Source organism: Maricaulis sp. D1M11 (assembly GCF_047308265.1).
Classification (GTDB): domain Bacteria; phylum Pseudomonadota; class Alphaproteobacteria; order Caulobacterales; family Maricaulaceae; genus Maricaulis.
On sequence record NZ_JBKQWY010000001.1, the window covers coordinates 634,122 to 653,949 of the forward strand.

Genomic DNA, 19,828 nt, shown 5'->3' on the forward strand with positions numbered 1-19,828 from the left:
TCACTCTAGCACCGTAGTCGGTAATATGCCGATCAGCCCAGCCATTGAAGTACAAAAGGCGCGCCAAACAGGGCCCAGGCATTATTGAGCATGTGAGCGATCACGGGGGCCGCCAGACGGCCGGTCCACTGGCGCAAGACGCCCAGGGCTATGCCGAGAAAGAATGTGTAGGCCATGACCTGCAGCCCGTCGAACATGTGCACCAGGCCAAAGAACAGGGCTGAGATGAGAATGGCCAGAACCGTCGGTACGCCGCGGGCGATGATCATCGGCTGCATCCAGCCACGAAACAGGATTTCTTCGGCGAGCGGGGCAGCGATCACCGTCGCAAGGGCCAGAGCCCATGCGGATGCGCCGGCCTGGAGATAGGTCTCGACATTGCTGATCTCATTGGGATCAGCCCCGCCGGACACGGTGAGCGTCGGATCCAGCATGGCCAGATCATGAATGAGGACACTCAGTGGGCCACCGACAAGAATGGCGATCAGCAGAGCGAGCAAGGCCAGGCCGGGATCTGACCAGCGAACGGGCCAGAGCCGGAACACGGCCGCACCATAACCGCGCGACCCGGTCCAGATGTAGAACAGGCTCATCAGCAGGGCATAGGCGAGGGCAATGAACACCATCAGCACGGTGCCAAAGGCGATGGGTCCGGCTTCTGCACCGGAGAGAGTCCAGATCACGGTGGCGATAAAGGCACCGGCAAAGGCCAGCAGCCACAACAGAAGAGGCCAGAAAACGACGCCGGGCAGGGAATGGATCAAGGCTTCGCGGGCCCGCACATCAAGCCCGTGAAAGGCATCATCAATCCTGAAGGGCCAGCGTGCCGCTGAGCCCTCATTCCCGCTTTGGACAGACATGTCACCCCTCCCACCCGGTTCATCCGGCATGGTTTCTGATCGTTATGCTTAACCGGAAGTTGCCCGCGTTTAAACGCCATTTTTAGAAGAGTGTCCCATAACGGTTCGCGAGAAACGCAATGCCCTGCGGGGCACAGAGGCCGAAGGCCCTGCGATAACAAGGCGACCGAAAAGGCGTGGGTGATGGTGAAGACAGTTCTGATCGTGGATGACGATCCGACACAACGCCGCCTCTTGCAGGCGGTAATCGAGAAACAAGGCTATCGGGTAGAGAGCGCCGAAAGTGGCGAGGTGGCTGTGGAGCGAGTATCCACGGGCTCTATTGATGTCATGCTGCTCGATTTGATCATGCCGGGGATGGACGGCATGGAGACGATGGAAGTGGTGAAGGCCAAACAGCCTGACCTGCCCATCATCGTCCTGACGGCCAGTGGCGGTATTGAGACCGTCGTCTCCGCCATGCGGGCGGGTGCGGCGGACTTTTTCGTCAAGCCGGCCAGTCCGGAACGCATTACTGTCTCCATTCGCAATGCCTTCAAGGTTCAGAATTTGTCGGGTGAGGTCAAACGTTTGACAAAGAAGGCGGAAAATCGCCTCGGCTTCTCCGACATGATTGCCGGCGCACCGGCTATGCAACAGGTCGTCCGTCTGGGTGAGCGCGCGGCGCAATCGGACATTCCGATCCTGGTGACCGGGGAATCCGGCGTGGGTAAGGAATTGGTCGCTCAGTCGATCATGTCCGCTTCCAAGCGTGCGGGGGCGCCTTTTGTGACCGTGAACTGTGGTGCCATCCCGGAAAACCTGGTGGAATCGACCCTGTTCGGTCACGAGAAAGGGGCGTTCACCGGGGCGGTTGGCAAGCATATGGGCAAATTCCAGGAAGCCGATGGTGGCACGCTTTTCCTGGATGAGATCGGCGAACTCCCGCTCGACATGCAGGTTAAACTGCTGCGGGCCTTGCAAGAGGGTGAAGTCGATCCGGTCGGTGCAAAACGGCCTGTGAAAGTCAATGTTCGCATCGTCTCGGCAACCAATCGGGATCTCGCCGAACAGGTGGCAGCCGGAAACTTCCGTGAAGACCTGTTCTATCGCCTGAATGTGTTCCCGATCGAAGTGCCGTCCCTGCGCTCGCGGACGGATGACATTCCGGCACTGGTTCGCCATTTCATCAGTCGTTTCAACGCACAGGAAAACAAGAACATTCTTGACGCGGCGCCGGAAACCCATGCTCTGCTCAGCGCCTATGATTGGCCGGGCAATGTGCGTCAGCTGGAGAATGCCGTCTTCCGCGCGGTGATCCTCAGTGATGGTGAATATCTCAAGCCCGAGGACTTCCCGCAGATTTCCGGGATGTCACCGAGTGAGCTGGCGCCGACATCGTCTGTAGCCGGATCGCAGGCCTTCCCGACCGGTGCTGTGGCGCAGGCCGAGGATGAGGGCGCGGGCGGTGTTCTGCCGGTCGAGATCATTGATCATGGCGGACATCTGCGCACGCTTGAGGATATCGAACGGGATTTGATCGAGTTTGCCATCGAGACCTATGCGGGTCGCATGAGTGAAGTGGCGCGTCGCCTGGGCGTGGGCCGTTCGACACTCTACCGCAAGGTCCGGGAATACGAATTGGATGTCGACGGCGTTCGCGCCGCCGGTTGATACCTCTTCATGGGAGCCCTGTGGCACGCAGGGGGAGAGCGAAGTAAGGCCGAGGCTGTACGGGGCAGCTTCGGCCTTTTCTATAGGCGTACACCCGGCTGTTCAGGGTCGGCAAAAGAAAAGGCGCCTCCGTATGGGAGACGCCTTTTCAGATGTGCGGCAGAGCCCGATTAGTGCATGGCCGGGATGGGGGATGCCGCGGGAGAAACAGGGTGCAAAGGCAGGGACGCGTGCGTGTTCTGTCGCGCCAGCCAGGATGAGAATATGGGTTCGAGCGTCGCCTCGCGGCGAAACAGCACTCGAAGCCTTTGTCTGAGCAGGGCCAGAAAGTCTTCGGCCTCAGCGTCGACGGGAGTCTCCTGGTCGAGCGCGAGGGTTATGCGGGCCTTAAGGACATCGATGCGAGTTGTTAGACCTGAGACCTGCTGGTCCAGCCGACCAACATAGTCGCGAGTCAGAGGGTCCCGCAAAAGCGGTCCGTAAAGCGCCTGGGCGCGGATACGGGTCAGCTTGTCCAGCTTTTCCGCCCCCTCGCGGTAAGCTGACAGGCCGGCATCTTCGTCTAGTCCGTGTATGAGTGCGTGCTCGAACAGGTCCAGAACCTCGTTCTGAAGCGTTCGAGTTGTCGCAAGTGTCATGCGCATGGCGGCCGTTCCCCCGGCTTCTGTTGATCGCCACACTAGAGGCCTATCCTGCAGAATGCATGCGGTTCCGCGGAGCGGTGTTAATGGCCAGTAAACAGCATCGAAATGTCGGTTTTCCGGCGCGGACGACGCCTGTTTGCGTGATCAGCTCTCGTCGCTTGGTGTCTTCCCGCCCGGAATGACGGTGAAGCGGGCGCGCGCTCGCGGTGCCGGGGGCGCAGATGCAGATGAGGCCGGAGTATCTGAATTTGTTTTGACGGGAGTGGGACGGCGGGTGGCCGACGTGTCCGGGACGGTTTTGTCCTCAGCGGGTACGTTTGAGGCTTCCCTCTCGTCGAGGTCTTCATAGATATCGCGTGAGCGAGCGCGTGATTGCGGGGTTGAGGGCTTGAGCCCCTTGTTTTTTGCTCTGCCGAATCCGGATCCGCGCGACATGGGCTTGCGGGCCTTGCCTTTGGCCTTCTTCTCAATCTCGCGGAGTTTCAGCGCCTGACGGGATGAGAGGGCCTGGTCCAGATTGCCCTTTTCGGGATCATTGAAGGCCGATCCGAAGGTTTCCAACCGGTCTTCCAGGGAGCCGAGGAAGTCATCCTCCCAGTCGGACAGCCGCTTGTCCTCGCCGTCCGCCTCGTCAGCGGCGCGTTTCGCGCGGGCAAGGCGCCGCAGCGCCTTGCGTGTCTGTTTGTCATCAATCTCGCGCGGCATGAGGGCCTTAGTGCCAGGTGAACGCCTTTGCGACGATCTTCCACTCACCATCCAGCTTGTAAAGCAGGAACATGTCATCCACCTCCCGGTCGCCCCACACGATCGTGATATGGGCAGAGGCAACCGCGCCCTCTGCGACCGTGATGTCGTGGAAGGTGATGGTGCGGTCCGGATTGGTCCGGGTGAAGCGGGCGGCAAAATCGCCGAGATTCATGCCCTCAACAGTGGACCCGGTCTCATCCTCGCGATGGATGAACATGACGCCGGTATCCGTCTCAAAGGCGCGCCGGGCGAGGTCCGGATCGCCTTGATTACCCGCCAGAAAATACGCCATGACGGCGTCGCGCACACCGGCTTCGTCTGCGCTTTCGCCCTGAGCCAAGACCGAGGCGGACAGGGCGAACCAAAGGGCCAGTACGGCCCAGATCTTTTTCATCAGAAGTCTCCTGTGCCTGCCTCCCGACAGGTGGAGGATACCGGCTGGCACAGAAGATGCCGACTGAAGAAATGGTAAGGTAGATCAGCCTTCCACCGCACCCAGATAGAGTTCGAGCAAAGCTTCGGTTTCTTGCCGTTCGCGGCGATCCACCTTGCGCAGGGCCACGACCTTGCGGAGGATTTTGGTGTCGAAGCCCATGGATTTCGCTTCGGCATAGACTTCTTTCATGTCCGCCATGACCGCCGCCTTATCCTCTTCGAGGCGTTCGATACGCGCCACAAAGGCCTTGATCTGCTCGCGCGCCGCACCACCAACGGCATCGGACTGGTCACCTTGCGGCAGGTCGGGGGACATCGGATCGGTAAAGGCCATGGGAGCGTCTCGCGTGTGAAGGGCAAATGTCATCAAAATCGGGGGCGGACACTAAGGTCCTCCCACGCCGGTCTCAAGCGGTTTCAGCGCTAGAGTGCGTCTCGCGTGACAGTGCCCGGGTGCGGGCCTGAGCAAGTCCGGCAAGGATATCATCAGCATAGCTGTGATGTGGATTATGCCCCGCCTGCGCAGGCAGATGCACTATGGCGTCCGGCAGGCGGCGTGCCGTGAGCGTGGTATGACGGTGGGTCCACACCACGCTGTCGCGCGGTCCCGCCAGGATGAAAACGGGCAGGTCGAGCTCGTGATAGCGGCGTTCCTGCAATTCGAGATGCGGGTTGGCATGGACCATGTCCGAGGCGTTCGCCATCCAGGCGCGCGGGCGCAGGATCAGGGGCAGGGCTGTGCGGGTGGAGTAATCGCCGGGCGCGGTTTCCGGCGCGAAGGCGCGTGATGCGCCATCGTCCAGGGCTTTCTCGCCGGCCAGGGGCAGGATCAGGTGTACAAACAGCGGTCCGAACACGGGCCATCGACTGACGGAATTGAACCAGCCGGGATCTCCGATATAGGCGGCCAGGGCCGGGGCCAGGAGGACCAGGCAGCGCACGCGCTCACTGTGGTCCAGGGCAAAGCGCGCCGCGATGGCCGCGCCCCAGGAATGCCCCATCAGATCAATGGTGTGAATATCGAGGGCATCCAGAAAGCGGGCAATCAGCGCGGCTTCATCGGCTGGAGACCACGGTTCTTTCGCGGGGCGTTCACTCCAGCCCAGGCCGGGGCGGTCGAGCCAGATCACGTCCTGATCGGCCAGAGCCTCACCGAGCGCTTCATGACTGTCGAGATGGTTGGAACTGGCACCGTGCAGGACCAATAGGGGCACCGATGATCGCGGGCCGGTGCGGCGATAGTGCAGACGGGTGCCGTCCACGTCGATAAACGTCCCGGTCGGTGCAAATCGGGTCTCGATCATGCGTATTTTGTGCCGTGCCAGTACCGTCAGCCCGATTAAGAGGACAAGAGCCAGCCCGGCGATCATCAGCTCAGCCATCGGCTAGTCACCGGTCAGCGTGCGTGCGGGCAGGTAGATGATCCCGGCCGCGAAATCGAACAGGCGGTCAAGTCCGCCATCGGCTGTCGGGCTGACATCGCGCAGCGCTTCTGTATCCAGCGCGCCGCTCTCAACCAGGCTCAGCAAGGTCGGTGATGAGGCAAACACGGTATGGTTCACCGGGTCACGGTCATCGCGTACATTGGTGAGATCCAGAACAACCATGCCCTCGGCATTGAGGGCCTCGATATCGCCGCCATTACCGACACGGGCATGTCCGCCCCGGATCATGTCCGACAGCAAGAGGGCCCGGTCTTCGCGGGACAGGGCCACAACCATCGGATCCGGACGGTGTTCCAGATCGCGCAATTGCTGCTGGAAGACATTCACATCGATATCCGGTGCTGCAAGGATCAAGGGCGCAATATGGGCAATCACATCCTGCCGACCGCTCTGGTCCAGCTGGCGAATGGCTTCCATGGTCAACAGCGTGCCCATGGAATGAGCCAGAACTGTGATGTCGTCCGCGCCCTGATTGTGAAGTTCGATCAATGTGTCAGCCAGCGCCGAGCGGGAGTATTGCACGCTGTCGCGATCATAAAGATAGCCGGGGATGGTTCCGGCGCTGGGCCAGGCAAACTGTACGGCGACGGAGTGGCGATGGTCACTGAACGTGGCATTGCCGAAATCGGCCATCATCTGGGCCTGCAGGAAAATCCCGTTGGAAAAGCTTGTGTTATAGCCGTGCACAAACAGCCAGATATTGCGCTGACCCTCCGGCAGTGTCGCCAGTTCACGCGCGAGCGCCGTGTTGAAGCGCTCTGAAGACTGTAGATCCTCATAGGCAGACAGACCGAAATGCCGGTCGGGATCAGCGCGGCGCCCGGCAACGCGGATCTGCCCGAATGCTCGATCATGCGGCACCCAGACGTCCAGCTGGGCATAATGGGGTTCGGCGGCCCGGGCCTCGTTGAACAGGAGCAGCGGGTCAGCATCCTGTTCTCGCGTCGTGACAACCAGGATACGCTCGACTTGGCCATCGCCACTACCGGGCGGAATGACGGCGAGAGGCGGTGTGCCCGCGCAGGCTGTGACACTCAGGCCCATCAGGACCAGCAGGCTGAACACACGCAACGACATCACGACCCCGCTCCATAAAATCTCGCAGCTTGATGTACCGCGCTTTGCGGCGCTGATCCAGCGGGTGACGTGTGCCTAGAGCGAGCGACCTTCCAGCTCTCTCTGCACCCGCAGATAGGCGGAGCGGGCTGTGTCATAATTGGGATAGAGTTCCAGCGCCTCGCGATACGCTTCCTGGGCGGCCTGTAACTCTCGGGTCTGTTCCAGAAAATTGCCCAGCATCACATAGGCGTCGAACCGACGCGGTTCCAGGGTGATGACCCGGTCGAGGGATTCCAGCGCATAGCCCCAGTCCTGCTGGGCGGCAGCGACTCGCGCGGTGCGCAACCACGCCTCGGCAAATTCCGGTTCATAGCGATTGACGTGGTCATACATGCGCGCGGCGATATCGAGACGACCGGCCGTTTCTGCAAGCAGTCCTTGGTCCATCAGATGGATCGAGGTGTCACTGGCATCGGATTCCCACAGGGCGCGGATTTCGGCGACCAGGGGTGCCGCGTCTTCGGAGCTGGCGAAGGAGAGTTGATCCAATCGGTCCTGCAGCCGCTGGTCCACCGGGTCAGCGGGTTGGGCCTGACCAAGGGTCGCGGCCAGAAGGGCGGTCAGAACAAGGCTCATGGATGCAGCTTAGCGTCTGAACGGTCGGCGTCCAGACGGTCAGGGCAGAAGCTTGCGCGATTGTAACGCCGCGCGCAGGGCGGTCTCGCCGGTGAACTGCACCGCATCAAACCCGAAGGCGCGGGCCGCTTCGACATTGTCGAGCCGGTCATCGAAGAACACCACGTGCGCCGGATCGTGCGGCAGACGCTCAGCGGTCACGGCATAGATGCGTGGGTCCGGTTTGATGAGTTTTTCGTGGGCAGAGACGATCACATCCTGCATGTGGTTCATCACCGGAAACATCTCGAAAACCGGATCGACCCATTCTGCGGGCAGGTTGGTCAGCGCGTACTGAGGCACGCCGGCCTGGGCCAGAAACGTGATGATCTCGGCTGTTCCAGGGACCGTGCCCTTGCACATGTCCGGCAGACCGGTCTCCCAGGCGCGGATGGCGTCTTCGTGGTGCGGGTACTGCTCGATGAGGGCCAGGCGGTTTTGCGCCATCGGCACGCCGCGATCATGCTCGGCATGCCAAGCCATTGTGCAGACATTCGCGAGGAATGCCTGCACATCGGATTCATCAGTAAAATGCTTGCGGTAAAGGTGTGCCGGATCCCAATCGATCAGCACATTACCCAAGTCCCAGAGAACGGCCTGCGTGGCCATCTCAGGCAGGACTAGCCAGCGCGGGCTTTGAAGCGCGGATCGGTCTTGTTGATCACATAGACACGGCCGCGACGCTTCACGACCTGGCAATCGCGGTGGCGGTTTTTCAGCGATTTGATCGAGCTGCGGACTTTCATCGGACGGCCTTCAAACTAGGATCTGAAACAAAAGGAGCGTGGTGGTTACAGGAGGCCTACGTGTGAGTCAACTCGTGCGCTGTCCTATTGTGTGCCCTGATATGCTCCTCGTTGTGCTCCATATGTGACGCGCGTGCGTCGCTGCTCGGTCGCTGTGCCTCCCGGTCTTGCCCTTTGCGGGCCCAAGAAATGCGCGTGAGCCTGGTAGATCCGATGTGAGACGTCTCGTTTACCCTCCACCTGTGCAGTCTTACCACATGGTCAGTTGCCCGCCCGGCCCGCCATGATAATTTGGCTGGATGAGGGGTTCGTTCATTACAATCATAACCGTGTTTCTGGTGTGCCTGACAGCGGGTCACGGGCCTGTGCTGGCCCAGACGCTGACCCCCTTCGCGCGCCCGGATGTCGCGCCGCGCCCGGTAGAGGATCGCAGCCAGGTAGACCTGGAGCTCGTGCTCGCTGTGGATATCTCCTATTCCGTCGACGAGGAGGAAGCGCGACGCCAGCGGGCGGGTTATGTGGCGGCCCTGGCATCGGAGCAGGTGTTACGCTCTATCCAATCGGGTCTGCATGGACGGATTGCGGTTACCTATGTCGAATGGGCCGATTCAGGCATGCAACGCACTGCCGCCGACTGGAGTGTGATCGAGACAGAGGCGGATGCGCTGGCTTTTGCCGACCAGGTGGCGAACGCGCCTTATGTTCGCGGCAATTACACCGCGATCGGTGCGGCGATCGTCGATTCTGTTGCGCGGCTCGATAACAATACCTATTCCGCCCCGCGTCAGGTGATCGATATCTCCGGAGATGGTCCCCAGAATCAGGGTGTGAGTCTGGTGGAGGCCCGGGCGCGGGCCGATGCGGCAGGCGTGGTCGTGAATGGCCTGCCGGTTATCCAGCCGGACGGCGCCAGCCGATACGCTGCGGAAATGGATCTGGAAGGCTATTTTGAGCGTGAAGTCATGACCGGTTCCGATGCCTTTGTTCTTCCCGCGCGATCGGAGGACGAGTTCCGCCAGGCAATCCTGCGCAAGCTGGTGCTTGAAATTGCGGGGGCCTCCCCTTCGCCACAGGAATTGCGTCCCAGCCCCGACAGCGGGTTTGCCCCATGAAGCCGACAATGATCTTGCTGGCCGGTGCGGCAATGACGGTTCTTAGCGCGTCCCTATTGGCAGAGACCAACGGTGAAGCGAGCGAGCCCGTCGAACAGGATGTCATCCGTTTTGACGACGCGGGAGAGCGGGCAGATCCTCCGTCCAGGCCGGTGGAATACACCGCTGATGGTCGGGAATGGGTCGACCTCGAACTCGTTCTCGCCGTCGATGTGTCATCATCGATTGATGAGTTCGAGGCGCGTCGTCAGCGTGACGGTCATGTCGCTGCCCTGGCCGACCCGGACGTGATCTCCGCAATCCAGGGCGGGGGATATGGCCGGATTGCCGTCCTGTATCTGGAATGGGCGGATGGAGATTTTCAGCGGGTCGTTGCGCCCTGGACGGTGATTGAGACCCAGGATGACGCACACGGTTTTGCCGCCACGCTCGCGACGGCAAGCTTCATCTCGGGCCGACGGACTGCAATTGGCGGTGCGATCAATTCATCGGCCGAGCTGATTGCCACCAATACCTATGAAGGCACCCGCAAGGTTATCGACCTGTCCGGGGACGGGCCGCAAAATGCCGGGCCCAGCTTGCCGGCCGCTCGCGAGCAGGCCCTGGCCCAGGACATCACCATCAATGGCCTGCCGATCGTGAACCAGCGCCAGGATCCGTTCCGGCCTAGTGTCAGCATCGATGTGGAAGCCTATTTTGAAGATTATGTGATTGCGGGCGAGGGGGCCTTTATTTCGCCATCTCGAGAGCATGATGATTTTGTTTCGGCGCTGAAGCGCAAATTGATCATGGAGATCGCCGGCCTGGTTTTTGATGAACCGGTGGCAAGAGGATAGGACGCAACGACATGTCACAGCTTTCTGTTTGGCGCCGCTGGACCCGGCGTTTCGGGCCCTTGGGGTCTCGATCCCTGGGCGCGGGCATCCTCGGCGCGGCCGCGATCTTGGTGGCAGGCGCGGCCCAGGCTCAGCCGGACGGTGAGAGTTTTGAAAACTGGCGAGAGGATTTCCGGCCTCGTCTGGCGGCCTCGGGGGCGAGTGCAGCAACCGTATCGGGCATGCTCGACGGGCTGGAGCCCAATATGACGATTATCGAGCGCGACCGGTCTCAGCCCGAATTCGTGCGCCCCTTATGGTCCTATCTTGATCTGGCCGTGTCTGAACGGCGCATTCTTGATGGCCAGTCCGCGCGTAATCGTGTGCCTGAACTCGACGCGATCGCGGCCCGTTATGAGGTCCCTGCAAATATCCTGTTGGCGATCTGGGGATTGGAAAGCGCCTATGGTCAAGTCACTGGCGATCTGGACGCCATCCAGTCCCTGGCCACGCTGGCCTGGGAAGGGCGTCGGCGGGACTGGGCGGAGAGCCAGCTGATCGCGATCGGACAGATGATCGATAATGGCTATGCCTCGCGTGAGGAATTGAAAGGCTCCTGGGCCGGTGCGATGGGCCAGACCCAGTTTATTCCGACCACCTATATGGAACGCGCCCAGGACTGGGATGGCGATGGTCGGCGCAATATCTGGACAGATGAGCCGGATGCCCTGGCGTCGTCTGCCCATCTTCTGGGCCGGGCCGGCTGGCAGGCGGGAGCGCCGATTGTGGTCGAAGTTCGCCTGCCAGACGGGTTTGACCTCATGGACTGGGATCCCAGCGAGGCTCGTCCGGTCAGTGCCTGGGCCATGGCCGGACTTCGTCCGTCGGCGGAGCGGAATTGGCGCGCCGATGAGCTGATGCATTCTGCGCGTCTGGAATTGCCGGTCGGACGTCAAGGGCCGGGATTTCTGACCTTCCGGAATTTCCGCGTGATCAAGCGTTACAACAACTCCACGGCTTATGCGCTCGCGGTGGCGCATCTGGCAGACCGGTTTGCCGGGGCAGATCCTTTTGTCGGCCCGTGGCCGGAAGAGAATGTGCCGCTGACACGAAGCCAGGCGATGGAGCTTCAGGCCGGGTTGAACGCGCTGGGGTATGATGCCGGTCGTCCAGATGGTCTGGTTGGACCCAATACACGCCGGGCCCTTCGAGCCTTCCAGCGGGCGCATGGTCATGACCCTGACGGATATGCTGGTCTGACCATGCATGCGGCCGTGCGTGAGGCTCAGTCGGACTAGCCGACACTGCCAGGACCCTTGGTCTCTTGCAGACTGGGCACTGGGCTATTCGGTAGTACTAGACTCAGTGATATTGGTCTCGGTGACGTGGGACACGGCCATGACAAAGGATGTGTGCGCGCGTGCCCGGTTCATGGCGCTGAAGAGCCTGTCGCGCGAGACGGGCTTGGACAGGCAGCCACTCATGCCGATGTTTTCATAACGCGCGATTTGTTCCGGGCGAGTATTGGCGGTCACGGCAATCACGGGTGTATGGGGGCGCGAGAGATGTTTCTCCTCCGCCCGTATCGCCTGTGTGGTCTCGATTCCGCTCATCCCGGGCATGTCGATGTCCATCAGGATGATATCGACGGGCTTGGCTTGCCAATATCGAATGGCTTCAGGGCCGTTCTCCGCCATAGAGACGGCGCAGTTCTGGGTTTCCAGCAGGGTCCTCAGGACCAGGCGGTTGGTCAGATTGTCATCCACGACCAGCACGCGAAGCGGCCGGTTCGCATCTTCCTCGGCCCCGACCAGTTGTACAGGCGGGAATGAGGCTGTGCGCGCGGCTTCGGCGTCACCTGTCCCGGACTTTTGCACCAGAGTTTGCGTAACTCTGTCCAGTTCTCGTCCAGCCTCTTGCCCCGAGGTCAGGACTTTTCTCTGATGTTCGTTGAGATCAGACAATCTCAGCGCTTCCAAAGTGCCCATCAAGGCGTGAAGTGGAGAGCGTATCGCCCGGCCCGTGTCGTCGAGAAAGCGGCTCAGCACATCATGGGCATCAATCGCCCTGTCGCGCGCATACTCCAGCTCGCCCATCGCCCGGCGCAGAGCCTGGATGGCGGGATGAAAGATCAAAGCTGCCTCAAGGGCCAGGATCATGAGAGTCGCAAAAAAGGCCGCCCATTCGATGCGCTTGATACGGTAGCTTTGCTGGCGAGCCGCCGCTTCATAGGCTCCGGTTGCCCGATCAAGAACGACAAGAATAGCCTCACCCTGCAGCAATAACCTGTCGAGCGCGCGCTCGGGATTGTCTTGTTCTTCGGCGAGGGCTTCAGCGCCTTGTGTGAATTGCGCGACCTGTTCGTCCAGACCGGTCGCAGGCGCATAAACATCCCGAACAGTCGGAATAGTCAGACTGGCCTCGCGCAGGCGTTGATGGGCCGTGTTGAATTCGTCAATTGAGTCGAGGAGGGTTTCACGGGCGCGCGCCGTCACCAGAGTCTGAGAGACCGGGCGCTGCACGAGGGTAGCGTTGAGCACGATGCGCTGGGACAGCATGCGCTGCTTGCCGGCGGTATTGATCAATTCGGAATAGGTCTCAGCGGAGCGACCGGACCAAAGTGATAAGGCGAGTATGCTGGCCGACAATAGCGCGATCAGCGACAACGCAAGAATGTAACGCTTGCTGATATCTGTCGCTCGCACACGGCCTCCTTACGACATGATAACGCGTTCACCTCTATTGATACGCAAGCGGGCCTCGAGTGCACGTCCTAAATGGGCACAATCGTATGACAGCCTCCGATTTAGCGATTGTGTGACAATCTGGTGACGCTTTGGACTGGAGGTGGTGGGCCTCAAAGCGGACGTCTGGGGTCCAGCTGTCCCTTGACCGCATCTCCGGCGCGGCGGATCGCCGGGTGCATCCAGGCAAGAACCAGGCTGAGCGCGGCCAGTCCGGCAGCCATGATATAGGGAATGTCATGGCCCAGGCTGTGGTAGATCCACAAACCGCCCACTGGTCCGATGAGAAAGCCCAGCCCGGCCGTCGCCGTGGTCAGCCCTGCGGCGCGTCCCTGTTCTTCCGGCGAGACGGCGATCGAGGCGCCGCCGGTAAACCCGGATCGCGCCAGGCCGAAGGCGAAACTGGTGATGAGATAGCCTGACACAATCCCACTATAGTTGGGCGCCACGATCATGGTGATGGAGCCAACGGCCGTGAGCAGGCTGCCCAAGCTCATTAGCGTGCGCGGCGTGGCCTTAAGGGCAGGTATGACGACCAGCTGTGCGATGATCAGGGCGCCGGCACCTGCGGCCAGGGCAATGGATGACATTTGCAGGCCGGCATCTGCGTCCAGTCCCAGCTCATCCATGATGAAAAAGGCGAGCGTGGACAGCCCCAGGCTCTGGGTGATCCACAACAGACAGCCATAGATCATGAAAGGAAAGATCCGCGGGTCTGCGCCAAACGCAAATTGTTCGAGCGGGTTGATGGGGCGCTGTTGTACTCGGGGCGGTGTCTTCTCGGGCAGCAGGCGCCAGACCGCGAAGGCCCCGGCCAGGACAATCGCAGCAATCATCACCATGAAGACCGCGACGCCGAAGACTTCCACCAGGGTCGCGGCCAGGGCGGGGCCGATGACCGCGCCCAGACCAAAGGCCGCCGTGAGCCCGGCCAGGGCTTCGGTGCGTTCCTCCGGCGACGTGCGATCAGCGACATAGGCCTGTGCCGATGGATTGGTCGCTGAACCCAGCCCGCCAAACAGGCTGCGGGCGAGGGCCATGGCAAAGATAGCAGCGAGTGGTGGGACCCACCCCTGTTCCCCGGCCCAGGTTCCAAGGGCGAAAACGAGGGTCGAGGTGGCGAAGGCCGTCAGCCCGAAAATGATGAAGGGTTTGCGCCCGCGCCGGTCTGACAGGGCCCCCCAGATCGGTGTCATGGTCATGAACAGGGTTGCGGACACCGTATAGATCGCTCCCACCCAGTATTCCGCCACGCCCAGATCCCGCGCCAATGGGGGCAGGATGGCGAACAACATGTTGTTGCCGACCCCGGTGGCCATCAGACAGATGAACAAGAGGCGAAAGGCGCGCCGTCTTTCCTCCGGGCTGGAGGGTCGGGCGGGATCATAGGGCGGTGTCATGGGAGGGATGTAGGCGTCTTCGGGTGTCAGCGCAATTTTTACCCTTCCCGGTTAATCTCCATGAAGAAACCGGTGGCGGAATTTAACCAATGCGTCGTGCCTGTTCACCAGCTGATAACCCTTATTCAACCGGGCATTAAGCTTACCCGTCCATAATGCAGTCTAATCGAGCGGGTCACACGTTCGAAAAACGCACAGGTGGACGGGTTATGTTCCAGATTATTGGCATTATTGTCGTTTTCGTGATGGTCTTCGGCGGGTTCTCTCTCGCCGGCGGCAAGTTTGATGTGATCTTGAAGGCGCTGCCGTTCGAGATGATGATGATCGGTGGTGCGGCGGCCGGCGCCTTCTTGATCGGCAACAAGCCGAAAACGGTCATGAAAACGCTGGGAGATCTGTCCAAGGTCTTCACGGGACCCAAATGGAAGGGTCAGGACTATAAGGACCTGTTGTCCCTTCTTTTCCTTCTGACGAAGACGATGAAGACCAAGGGTGTGATCGCTCTTGAGGCCCACATCGAAAATCCCAAGGAGAGCGCGATTTTTTCCCGCTATCCCCGGATCATGAAGGATCACTTCGCCATCGATTTCATCTGCGACACGCTGCGTATGATGACGATGAACCTGGAAGACCCGCACCAGGTTGAAGACAACATGGAAAAACAGCTGGAAAAACACCATCACGAGGCCGCGGATCCGGCACACGCTATGCAGACCCTGGCCGATGGTCTTCCGGCTCTGGGTATCGTTGCGGCCGTGCTGGGCGTGATCAAGACCATGGGCGCGATCGAGAGCCCGCCGGCCATTCTGGGGAGTTATATCGGTGGTGCCCTGGTGGGAACCTTCCTCGGCGTGTTCCTGGCCTATGGTTTTGTCGGTCCGTTCGCGTCCTATATGAACTCGATCTATGACGAGGAACACCAGTTCTACAAGATCATCCAGGATGTGCTGGTTGCGCACCTGCACGGCAATGCCGCGCAGATCTCGGTCGAGATTGGCCGTGGAGGTGTACCGACCAAGATGCAGCCGAGCTTTGCCGAAATGGAAACGGCCCTGGACGAGATCCCGAACGAGCTTTGAGAACACACAGTTAGAAAGAGCCTTGATTGCAAGGCTCCTCTACCTCGCGGGCGTGGTCGTGTTGATGACCGCGCCCGTTTTTCATGCGCATGACTGGTAATGCGCGCCCAAGCGGTTAAAAAACGCGGCCATGAAGATCAAAGACGCAGATATTCTCATCATCCCCGGTCTGAAAAACGCCTCGCCGCTGGCATGGCAAAGCCGTTGGCAGGAAAAAATGTCCACGGCACGCCGGGTGGAGCAGGACAACTGGGCCCGGCCGCAGAAGGATGCCTGGGTGCAGCGCGTGGTCGAGGCAGTGCACGAGGCGGAAAAGCCGGTTCTGTTTGTCGCGCATTCGGTGGGCGTTTTGACGGTGGTCCATGCGGCCCCGCTCTTGCCCCGGGAGAAGATCGCGGGCGCCTTTTTGGTCGGTGTGTCCGATTGGGAGCGTCCCGAGATGGAGGCGAAGTTTCCCGGACACGGTTTTGCGCCAGTGCCGCGGGATCCGCTGGGCTTTCCCGCGCTCCTTCTGGCCTCAACCAATGACCGGACCTGCAAGATTGAAACGGCTGAAGGCTGGGCGCGGGACTGGGGTATCCGGTTCGGTGATGCGGGTGAGGCCGGGCATTTCGAGCCGGCGTCAGGCCATGGCCCCTGGCCGGAAGGGCTGATGGCCTTTGCCGGTTTTACGCGCGAATTGTGATGTCCGACCCGGGCAGCCGACTTGTTTGTGATCCACCGCAGCTGGACTGGCGCGACGAGGCCTGTGTGCGGGCCAGCGATTATGGTGATGTCTATTTTTCCGTCGAGGACGGGCTGGAAGAAAGCCGGACGGTTTTCCTGAAAGCGTGCAATCTGCCAGAGGACTGGCAGGGTCGATCCTCCTTTGTGGTGGGTGAGCTGGGTTTCGGAACAGGTCTCAACATGCTCGCTCTGTGGCAACTCTGGCGAACGGCCGGAGAGCGGTCGGGCTGGCTACATGCGGTGACCGTGGAGAAACACCCCTTGTCGCGTGATGAGGCCCGACGGGCCCTGGCGGCCTGGCCGGAACTGGCACCTCTCGTCGACCAGCTCCTGGCGCAATGGCCTCCCGCTTACAAGGGCGCACACCGCTGTGTGTTCGCACAAGACCGATTTACCCTCACCATCCTGCAGGACGAGGCCGCAAGCGCCCTGTCGCAGGTGGAGGCCGAGGTCGATGCTTGGTTTCTTGACGGTTTTGCCCCGGCCCGCAATGAGGCCATGTGGTCCCAGGACGTGTTCGACCAGATCGGTCGATTGTCAAAACCCGGTGCACGGATCGGAACCTTCACAGTGGCCGGTGCGGTCCGGCGTGGCTTGTCTGCCGCGGGATTTGAGGTCTCGAAAGCCCCCGGTTTTGGCCGCAAGCGCGAGCGGCTGGTTGCCTCCAAGCGAGCGTGTGACACGTCTCCGCGCGTATCGCCCTTTGATCGTGGCGCCGCGCTTCACGGGCCCGTGGGCATTATCGGGGGCGGGATAGCCGGCGCATCTCTCGTTCATGCTCTCACGCAACGCGGGCGGGAGGTCCTGTGGTTTGACCGTGAGGGACTGGGCTCTGGCGCTTCAGGCGCTCCGGCAGGATTGCTGACCCCGCGCCTTGAACGGGCAGACCGGCCACATCAAAGACTCAGCCTCGCCGCCTTCCATTTCGCCCGACGTCTCTATGAGGATCGACCGGGTTTTTTACCGACCGGTGTTCTGCGTCTGGCGAAAGATGATGACGAGGCCGACCGGTTTGCCGGAATAGCCGAACTCATGGGGGAAGATGTGCGCTGGACCGGGGATGCGCTGGAGATGAGCGCTGCAGGTCAGTTCGAGCCTGCTCGCCTGGTTGCCAGCCTGGCCGGAGATCTGCGTCCGCAGGTCAAGGTGATCTCCAAGTGGGCCGAAACCGCTGACGGATGCGTTCTGTTGGGTGAAGACGGACAGGAGGTGGCGCAGGTCGCCTGTCTCATACATGCAGGTGGCCCACACGCGATGCTGTCCAGTGTGAGCGCCAGCGCGGGACAGGTCGTTGTTCTGCCGGGCGGTGCGCTTGATCAGCCGAGGACGTGGGGAGGTTATGTCTGTGCGGCCCCGGGGGGCGGGACTTTGCTGGGCTCCACCCATGTCAAAGGCTGGGAGGGATTGCCGACACAGACGGCCCTGGCGAACATGCGGGCCGGTTTGCGGGCCCACCTGCCCGAACTGGACGATAGTCTGGGAGACGCACCGATCGATGAATGGCAGGGAGTGCGGGCTTCGACACCCGACCGCCATCCCGTCATCGGACCGTATCCCGCAGATGATTTTGGCGCGGTCTGGGCCGCGTCGGCCCGTTCCGGTCGCCAGTGGCGCGAGGGCCGTGAGACCGGTTTGATGTCGCGGGTACGGGTCCTCTCGGGACTGGGCTCACGCGGGTTTTCCCATGCGCCGCTCCTCGCCGAGAGTCTGGTGGCGGATCTGTGCGGGGAGCCCTCTCCGCTCGAGCGTGCGGGTCGTGAAAGCTTGCATGCGGCGCGCTTCGCCTGGCGGGATTTGAAACGAAAATTTTGATGTCACAGTTTGTGATATCAAAGGAAGCATTCCAAATCAGGGCTTTATCTGTTGAGGTCTTGATCCAGAGCATCGATCATGTCGACGCGCTGTATGTCTGCCCGGATTGTGATGGAGGGCGGCGGCGCCTGTCTAGAAAGCGAGCCGCAGGCCGGGCGTGTCGGGATCGCCCAGGCGCCATTCAAACATGGGGCATTCGCGCCGGACGCAGGTGGCAGCCAGGTCCAGATCGAACCGGCGAAATTCATCATATCCCGCTTCAACGGGGCCGATACGGACTGTTACCGGAATACCCAGGGCCATCGGGACCATGACCGGTCCTAAACCGCTTGCCGCCACGATCAAGGCCAAAGCTAGCGTTTTCATCGTCGTCCTCTTGCCTCACCCACTCTCCCGGGTGAGATGCCACTACGGGCCCATTTGGATGCAGATTGCAAAACAGGTGTGCCGCATTTCGCGAAGACCGATCTTTGCATTTTGCATCAAACAGACCCGAAAGTTCTGCCACTTCGCGTCCCCCAACGCGGGATGAGGGATAAAACCTCACTGTCATTGCGGGAAGGGGGACAGTGTGAAGGCCTGTCCCGCCCCTGTCTTTTCGGCTGAGACTGGCATGTGTCTTGCTGTTTTCCCCTCATATGGGATGAACAACAGACACGGGATCAGGTCATGGTTGACGCGATCAGCGCACCAGAATTCGTCGAACGCCGCTCAGGGGCCCGTCATGTGTGGTTCTTGAACTCGGCCTTTGACCGTATCGGATTGGATCAGGCCCGCGAACGAGTGGCTCGTCGTGACCCAAAATCGCCGTTCGCGTTTGTTGTGACACCGAATGTGGACCACCTGGTGAGGTTGGAGACGGATACTGTTCTCGCGACCCTCTATGCCCAAGCCTGGCTGACCGTCTGTGACAGCCGAATTCTCGAGCTGATCGGCAAGATCTCCGGAGAGCATATCCAGATCGCACCCGGTTCCGACCTGACAGAATCACTGTTCCGCGACGAGATCGATCCGCATGAGACAGTGACAGTGATTGGAGGATCCAGATCCGTGATTGACGCTGTTCGCGCACGGTATGGTCTCAGCGATCTGCGCTGGCATGAGCCGCCCATGGGGCTGCGCCACAAGCCGGACGCCATCGCAGAGTGTGCTGAGTTCGTGGCCCGCAATCCTGCGCGGTTTGTATTTATCTGCGTGGGATCACCGCAGCAGGAGCTGATTGCCGAGGCCTGCCTGGATCGCGGGGATTGTACGGGTGTGGGCCTGTGTGTCGGCGCGTCTCTGGATTTCCTGGGCGGCAAGGCTGAACGGGCTCCACAATGGATGCAGGCCTCCCGGCTTGAATGGCTGCATCGCCTGGTGCAGGAGCCACAGCGCATGTGGAAGCGCTATCTGGTGGATGGCCCGAAAGTTGTGCTGTTGTGGTGGCGCTGGCGCCGGTCCCAGAGAGCGCTCAAACGCCTTGAGGCTCACCTCAATGACAAGACCCGCATGAAGGAACGCGCCCTGTATATGCGTATTCGCGCTCTGGAGGAGCGTTTGTCCAGCCTCACAGATTGACTTTGGGTCGAGAACTCATAGCTTGCGCGCTCGTGATGGTTCCCTCACGGGAGTAATCGGGAAGTCGGAACAATCGGATGTGTCTGCGGATATGTCCTGTTGAGGCCGACGCTGTCCCCGCAGCCGTAAGCGGTGAGTTCGGGCACATGGCCACTGGATCCCTGGATCTGGGAAGGCGTGCCCAGGAATGTCGACCCGCCAGCCGGAAGACCGGCCATCACCGTCGTCTGTCCGTTCGAGCGGGAGTTCTCGAAACCGGCGCGGTGTCCACCGTTTTTTGACGACTCCTTGCCACCGCCGTCCGCCCATCGGGTTG

General features: G+C 60.9%; 21 protein-coding genes and 1 riboswitch. Of the genes, 8 read left to right on the forward strand and 13 right to left on the reverse strand.

The features are described 5' to 3' along the window. Positions 1-32: 32 nt before the first annotated feature. Positions 33-860, reverse strand: a complete 828-nt coding sequence (locus RMQ97_RS03040; RefSeq protein ID WP_413659357.1) for a CPBP family intramembrane glutamic endopeptidase — start codon at positions 858-860, stop codon at positions 33-35. 183 nt (positions 861-1,043) lie between these two features. Between RMQ97_RS03040 and RMQ97_RS03045 the strand changes: the two genes are divergently transcribed. Beyond that, on the forward strand, positions 1,044-2,513 hold the full coding sequence (locus RMQ97_RS03045; protein WP_413659358.1) for a sigma-54-dependent transcriptional regulator: 1,470 nt from the start codon (positions 1,044-1,046) through the stop codon (positions 2,511-2,513). Between the two features lie 170 nt (positions 2,514-2,683). On the opposite strand, the gene RMQ97_RS03050 is transcribed toward RMQ97_RS03045, so the two are convergent. From RMQ97_RS03050 to ykgO, 9 genes are all read right to left on the reverse strand, one after another. Continuing rightward, positions 2,684-3,157 carry a hypothetical protein gene (locus tag RMQ97_RS03050; protein ID WP_413659359.1) on the reverse strand — a complete coding sequence of 158 codons (474 nt, stop codon included), beginning with the start codon at positions 3,155-3,157 and terminating at the stop codon, positions 2,684-2,686. A gap of 144 nt (positions 3,158-3,301) precedes the next feature. After that, positions 3,302-3,862: a hypothetical protein gene (locus RMQ97_RS03055; protein ID WP_413659360.1), complete on the reverse strand. Its 561-nt coding sequence runs from the start codon at positions 3,860-3,862 to the stop codon at positions 3,302-3,304. Positions 3,863-3,869: 7 nt separating this feature from the next. Then, the gene (locus RMQ97_RS03060) at positions 3,870-4,298 is read right to left on the reverse strand and encodes a nuclear transport factor 2 family protein (protein WP_413659361.1); all 429 of its coding nucleotides are present in this window, start codon (positions 4,296-4,298) and stop codon (positions 3,870-3,872) included. A gap of 84 nt (positions 4,299-4,382) precedes the next feature. Then, a complete protein-coding gene (locus RMQ97_RS03065; RefSeq protein ID WP_413659362.1) occupies positions 4,383-4,673 on the reverse strand; it encodes a DUF2312 domain-containing protein in 291 nt (96 codons plus the stop codon). A gap of 73 nt (positions 4,674-4,746) precedes the next feature. Continuing rightward, a complete protein-coding gene (locus RMQ97_RS03070; protein WP_413659363.1) occupies positions 4,747-5,721 on the reverse strand; it encodes an alpha/beta fold hydrolase in 975 nt (324 codons plus the stop codon). Positions 5,722-5,724: 3 nt separating this feature from the next. Next, complete coding sequence (locus RMQ97_RS03075; RefSeq protein ID WP_413659576.1) at positions 5,725-6,861, reverse strand: alpha/beta hydrolase; 1,137 nt, start codon at positions 6,859-6,861, stop codon at positions 5,725-5,727. A 75-nt stretch (positions 6,862-6,936) separates the two neighbouring features. Further along, positions 6,937-7,479 carry a tetratricopeptide repeat protein gene (locus RMQ97_RS03080; RefSeq protein WP_413659364.1) on the reverse strand — a complete coding sequence of 181 codons (543 nt, stop codon included), beginning with the start codon at positions 7,477-7,479 and terminating at the stop codon, positions 6,937-6,939. Between the two features lie 39 nt (positions 7,480-7,518). Then, a complete protein-coding gene (locus RMQ97_RS03085; RefSeq protein ID WP_413659365.1) occupies positions 7,519-8,127 on the reverse strand; it encodes an HAD family hydrolase in 609 nt (202 codons plus the stop codon). An 11-nt stretch (positions 8,128-8,138) separates the two neighbouring features. Continuing rightward, positions 8,139-8,264 carry a type B 50S ribosomal protein L36 gene (gene ykgO / locus RMQ97_RS03090; RefSeq protein WP_011644457.1) on the reverse strand — a complete coding sequence of 42 codons (126 nt, stop codon included), beginning with the start codon at positions 8,262-8,264 and terminating at the stop codon, positions 8,139-8,141. 299 nt (positions 8,265-8,563) lie between these two features. Here ykgO and RMQ97_RS03095 point away from each other — a divergent pair, with 299 nt between their 5' ends. The 3 genes from RMQ97_RS03095 to RMQ97_RS03105 are packed head-to-tail and all read left to right on the forward strand — an operon-like array spanning position 8,564 to position 11,489. Further along, positions 8,564-9,376 (forward strand): DUF1194 domain-containing protein, encoded by an 813-nt coding sequence (locus RMQ97_RS03095; protein ID WP_413659366.1) that lies wholly within the window; start codon positions 8,564-8,566, stop codon positions 9,374-9,376. Then, the gene (locus RMQ97_RS03100) at positions 9,373-10,212 is read left to right on the forward strand and encodes a DUF1194 domain-containing protein (RefSeq protein WP_413659367.1); all 840 of its coding nucleotides are present in this window, start codon (positions 9,373-9,375) and stop codon (positions 10,210-10,212) included. The genes RMQ97_RS03095 and RMQ97_RS03100 overlap by 4 nt, the downstream gene beginning before the upstream one ends. Before the next feature lie 11 nt (positions 10,213-10,223). Continuing rightward, the gene (locus RMQ97_RS03105; RefSeq protein WP_413659368.1) at positions 10,224-11,489 is read left to right on the forward strand and encodes a lytic murein transglycosylase; all 1,266 of its coding nucleotides are present in this window, start codon (positions 10,224-10,226) and stop codon (positions 11,487-11,489) included. Between the two features lie 45 nt (positions 11,490-11,534). Here the strand turns inward: RMQ97_RS03105 and RMQ97_RS03110 are convergent, their stop codons facing one another. Continuing rightward, complete coding sequence (locus tag RMQ97_RS03110) at positions 11,535-12,896, reverse strand: response regulator (RefSeq protein WP_413659369.1); 1,362 nt, start codon at positions 12,894-12,896, stop codon at positions 11,535-11,537. Positions 12,897-13,048: 152 nt separating this feature from the next. Next, the gene (locus tag RMQ97_RS03115) at positions 13,049-14,335 is read right to left on the reverse strand and encodes an MFS transporter (protein WP_413659370.1); all 1,287 of its coding nucleotides are present in this window, start codon (positions 14,333-14,335) and stop codon (positions 13,049-13,051) included. Positions 14,336-14,544: 209 nt separating this feature from the next. Between RMQ97_RS03115 and motA the strand changes: the two genes are divergently transcribed. The 3 genes from motA to mnmD all read left to right on the forward strand — a co-directional run bounded on the left by motA (position 14,545) and on the right by mnmD (position 17,952). Next, positions 14,545-15,414, forward strand: coding sequence for a flagellar motor stator protein MotA (gene motA, locus RMQ97_RS03120; protein ID WP_413659371.1), 870 nt, complete (start codon positions 14,545-14,547; stop codon positions 15,412-15,414). 130 nt (positions 15,415-15,544) lie between these two features. Beyond that, positions 15,545-16,099, forward strand: a complete 555-nt coding sequence (locus tag RMQ97_RS03125) for an RBBP9/YdeN family alpha/beta hydrolase (protein ID WP_413659372.1) — start codon at positions 15,545-15,547, stop codon at positions 16,097-16,099. Beyond that, complete coding sequence (gene mnmD, locus RMQ97_RS03130) at positions 16,099-17,952, forward strand: tRNA (5-methylaminomethyl-2-thiouridine)(34)-methyltransferase MnmD (protein WP_413659373.1); 1,854 nt, start codon at positions 16,099-16,101, stop codon at positions 17,950-17,952. Before RMQ97_RS03125 ends, mnmD begins: the two co-directional genes overlap by 1 nt. A 132-nt stretch (positions 17,953-18,084) precedes the next feature. On the opposite strand, the gene RMQ97_RS03135 is transcribed toward mnmD, so the two are convergent. Continuing rightward, the gene (locus tag RMQ97_RS03135) at positions 18,085-18,318 is read right to left on the reverse strand and encodes a hypothetical protein (RefSeq protein WP_413659374.1); all 234 of its coding nucleotides are present in this window, start codon (positions 18,316-18,318) and stop codon (positions 18,085-18,087) included. Positions 18,319-18,621: 303 nt separating this feature from the next. Between RMQ97_RS03135 and RMQ97_RS03140 the strand changes: the two genes are divergently transcribed. Beyond that, entirely contained in the window at positions 18,622-19,512 is an 891-nt protein-coding gene (locus tag RMQ97_RS03140; protein ID WP_413659375.1) for a WecB/TagA/CpsF family glycosyltransferase, read from the forward strand. 19 nt (positions 19,513-19,531) lie between these two features. Next, positions 19,532-19,746, forward strand: a riboswitch (cobalamin riboswitch). The last annotated feature ends 82 nt before the right edge of the window (positions 19,747-19,828 follow it).